Genomic DNA, 4,508 nt, shown 5'->3' on the forward strand with positions numbered 1-4,508 from the left:
CAAGATTAGAAAGTTGAGCAAGCTCGGTTTCAGGAGGTAGGGCAGATTCGAGCTCTGGAATTTGGACAGTTTCGATTTTAGGAGGTAGGGAAGATTCAGGCTCTGGAATTTGAACAGGCTCAGGTTCAGGGATATGAACAGAATCAAGCATAGAAAGTTGAGCAAATTCGGTTTCAGGAGATAGAGTAGATTCAGGCTCAGGGTCCGGAATTTGAATAGGCTCAGGTTCAGAAAGTTGAACAGGCTCAGATTCAGGGATATGAACAGAATCAGGCTTAGAAAGTTGAATAAATTCGGTTTCAGGAGGTAGGGGAGATTCAGGCTCAGGCTCCGGAATTTGAATAGGCTCAGGTTCAGAAAGTAGAACAGGTGCAGATTCAGGGATATGAACAGAATCAAGCTTAGAAAGTTGAGCAAGTTCGGTTTCAGGAGGTAGAGAAGATTCAGGCTCTGGAATTTGAACAGGCTCAGGTTCAGATTCAGGGATATGAACAGAATCAAGCTTAGACAGTTGAGCAAGTTCGGTTTCAGGAGGTAGGGAAGATTCAGGCTCTGGAATTTGAACAGGCTCAGGTTCAGATTCAGGGATATGAATAGAATCAAGCTTAGAAAGTTGAGCAAATTCGGTTTCAGGAGATAGGGGAGATTCAGGTTCAGAAAGTTGAACAGGCTCAGGCTCCGGAATTTGAACAGGCTCAGATTCAGGGATATGAACAGAATCAAGATTAGAAAGTTGAGCAAATTCGGTTTCAGGAGATAGAGTAGATTCAGGCTCAGGGTCCGGAATTTGAATAGGCTCAGGTTCAGAAAGTTGAACAGGCTCAGATTCAGGGATATGAACAGAATCAGGCTTAGAAAGTTGAATAAATTCGGTTTCAGGAGGTAGGGTAGATTCGAGCTCTGGAATTTGGACAGTTTCGATTTTAGGAGGTAGGGCAGATTCGAGCTCTGGAATTTGGACAGTTTCGATTTCAGGAGGTAGAGAAGATTCAGGCTCCGGAATTTTGACAGGCTCAGATTCAGGGATATGAACAGAATCAAGCTTAGAAAGTTGAGCAAATTCGGTTTCAGGAGATAGAGTAGATTCAGGTTCTGGAATTTTAACAGGTTCAGGTTCAGGTTCAGAAAATTGAACAGGTTTAGATTCAGGGATATGAATAGAATCAAGCTTAGAAAGTTGAGCAAATTCGGTTTCAGGAGATAGAGTAGATTCAGGCTGTGGAATTTGACCAGACTTAGGTTCAGAAATCCGAACAGGCTCAGATACAGGGATTTGAACAAAATCAAGCTCAGAAATTTTAATAAACTTGGTTTCAGAAGATAGGACAGACTCAGGCTGTGGAATTTGACCAGACTTAGATTCAGAAATCCGAACAGGCTCAAAGTCATGGATATGAACAGAATCAAGCTTAGTAAGTTGAACAAACTGGGTTTCAGAAAATTGACCAGTTTCAGGCTGTGGAATTTGACTAGACTCAGGTTCAGAAATCCGAACAGGCTCAGATACAGGGATTTGAACAAAATCAAGCTCAGAAATTTTAACAAACTTGGTTTCAGAAGATAAGATAGATTCAGGCTCAGAAAATTGACCAAACTTAGTTTCAGGAGGAAGGACAGATTCAGGCTCCGGAATTTGACCAGACTCAAGTTCAGAAAGTTGAACAGGCGGATTAGAAGGTTGAATCGGCTCTTCTTTTGAGGATTGGGTTTGTTCAGTATCTTCTACTTCATCACTCTTTTGAGGCTCATCAATACTTTCATAAACACCTTTATAGATATTGGATATATATGATTGTTGTACAAATAGCTGTTTTGAATTATTCACCAATATGATATGGTCTTCATAAATTCTACTTAATACTCCAGCAAAAGTCTCGTTACTTAAGCAATTGATGGTGACCCAGCTATATTTCAAGTCATTCAAAATATCTGTTAGTTTATCTTTATTAAGATATGGAATAACTTGAGACGAAACACGAAAGTCTTTTGCGTTTTTTGAAAATGCTCGAATTTGATGGAGTGCAAAATAAATTACACTCTGATTTACATCTACAATAAGGTGATCTCGTTTAACATCTAATAAGATGCCTTCGATAAATTGGTTGTCGTTTAGATAGAAACCAATTTTAACACCTAAAAGACCCCCTATTGATTGTTTAAAGTTACCCTCCATCAATTAGGGGGCCCCTTTCATAGGTTATTTTTTCAAACAAAAATAAACCATAAAATAAGGTGCTAAGTCCTATATAAGTGATAATATGGCGATAAATAGTATAAATAGCGACTGTATTTAACTATTTTTTTGATCCTCTAAACTTCTATTTTGCTGTATTATTATTTTTGGAAGCTTTCTTTTCGTCCTCTTTTTTTGCATCTTCTTTTTCAATTTTCAGTCCGTAGCTAATACTTCGGATATGGAACATTGAAACACGAATAATTTCTTCGTTTAAGATGATTGTTAAAAAATCATCAGTTACTTCATCCAGAACACCCTCTAATTTTTCAGGGCCACCACGGTTAATTTTTACCCATTGATATTTTAGGTTACCTAGAACAGATTTGAAGTCCTTCTCTTGAATAAATTTAAATTCCTCAGGAATTACAGTATCGAATTCTAATCCACCTTTAGAGTCATGTGTGATGCTTTTGATATGTTGTGTTTGATAATAGACTACTCCGTCGCTCTCTGTAAGTACTGTGATATGATCGTCTTCAGCACCTAACAACATGCCAATATTAGTTTCTGGTCCCCCCCTATCTACTTTTATAACTTTACTTAACAATGAACTTGCCATTTCTTTATTCATCCTTTGACCTCCTTTTTTGTAGTCTATCTATCCATATGTATCAAGAATTCATGAATAGCTGTCAAAAGCCCAATTTGAATAAATAAGTTTTTGTGCTAATTAATTTTCTTATAAAATTTAACATGTATCCGAAGAAACAGTTGTTTCCTTTGCATATTTACTTGTGAAAAGTCGAGAAGTAAACACAGCTTTTATGGCAAGTTTTGAAACAACTAATGATGCGGAAAATAAATACAAAGGAGGGGAATACTTATTGTTGAGCCTTCTACAATGGTGGATTTTTTAGAAGGAAATTCAAAAACAATGACTGAATTAACTGGAAAACTAACAGATTTCTCTACAGAAATTAGACGAGTTATTAGATTAGTTAAAAGAATTCCTGACTAGACAAAATTTGCTGGGCTTAGCTTAGCGATTGAAGCAGCTCGTACGGGAACCTGGAAAAGGTTTTGTTGTTGTTACAGATGAAAGTTCGTAAAAAATCAGATCAAGCTACATACTTACCTGATGGTTAAGCTCAATCTTAAATAGTTATGGGGTATATTGTATTTTACAATAATATTCAATCGAAGCAGTATACAGTTTGATTTATTTCTTCATTTTATATTAAATACATCATGGATGGATTTTGTGAATACCTCGAACATAAAATTTATTAACATTTAGCGGGGGACTCTTTTTAGCGCAACAATTGCAGGGGATAGACAAAATTATTCCATTGGGGCATTCGTGAAAAGAGGGAGGCGAAAAAAGCGAAGACTAAACATTCTTTCCCAAGAAAAATGATTTCCGCTCTCATATTCGTCAATCACTATAGTCATATCTTGATTGTAATGGCTAGATTTATTCCCCTAATGTGTACGAGTGTGCCATTTGTAAGTGGATATACACATTATCTGTATTCTGCATTTTTAAAATATAACAGTATAGGAGCTATTCTATGAGTATTCTTTTTATATAATAGGTAGGATTAAATGGATAGAAAATAATTTAGCTATTTCACTTTTGATCATTTCTATCATTTCTATCATATTTATGATGGTGAATAAGGTGAATAATGTTGAAAAGAAAAATGAAATAGTTGATAGATCTAGTTAAATAGATTTCACCTTCTCAATTAGAGAAAGTATGCATTAATTAATGTGTGAGTACAAAGCTTAGAGAATGGGCCTTGTACTCACATTATTACATTATTTTATGAAGGTTATTATTAATTTTGATTGTTTGTAAAAGTGATTGTGAAAGCAAGTCGTTCGCATCGCCATTTTCGTCGCAGAGTTAATTCTCCTTCTATAAATAACTTGCAATTATTTTTCTGATGCGAAGGGCTATTTTTAGTATATAGCTTCACGATGTAAATAGTATTTACTAACAATATAATGTAGTAGTACGGATGGAAATTATAAAATCTAAAAAAATTAATAAAATTATATAAAGATATATTGACTCTGAGAAAATGGCATGGTATATTATTGGAGTCGCCAAAAGCGATAAGAAAACAAAACAACTTTTCAAAAAAAGTTGTTGACATTATTATTTCGGTTTGATATAATAATTAAGTCGCTGAAACAAACGGCGTAAGATATGAACCTTGAAAACTGAACAAGCAAGACGTTAATCAATAAACTTTGATCACTAACTTCTGTTAGTGACAAGGACAAACAATAGATATCATCTTATAGATGATACGCTAGCAAAGCT

General features: G+C 35.3%; 1 protein-coding gene and 1 pseudogene. Both read right to left on the bottom strand.

Annotated features, from left to right (window positions below; translation table 11 throughout):
- Positions 1-2,176, bottom strand: a pseudogene (locus tag ACIQ4I_RS20665) (hypothetical protein); the annotation flags it as partial.
- A 142-nt stretch (positions 2,177-2,318) separates the two neighbouring features.
- On the bottom strand, positions 2,319-2,807 hold the full coding sequence (locus tag ACIQ4I_RS20670) for a hypothetical protein (protein ID WP_403099626.1): 489 nt from the start codon (positions 2,805-2,807) through the stop codon (positions 2,319-2,321).
- Positions 2,808-4,508: the final 1,701 nt, after the last annotated feature.

This window comes from Rummeliibacillus sp. NPDC094406 (genome assembly GCF_044763875.1).
GTDB lineage: Bacteria > Bacillota > Bacilli > Bacillales_A > Planococcaceae > Rummeliibacillus.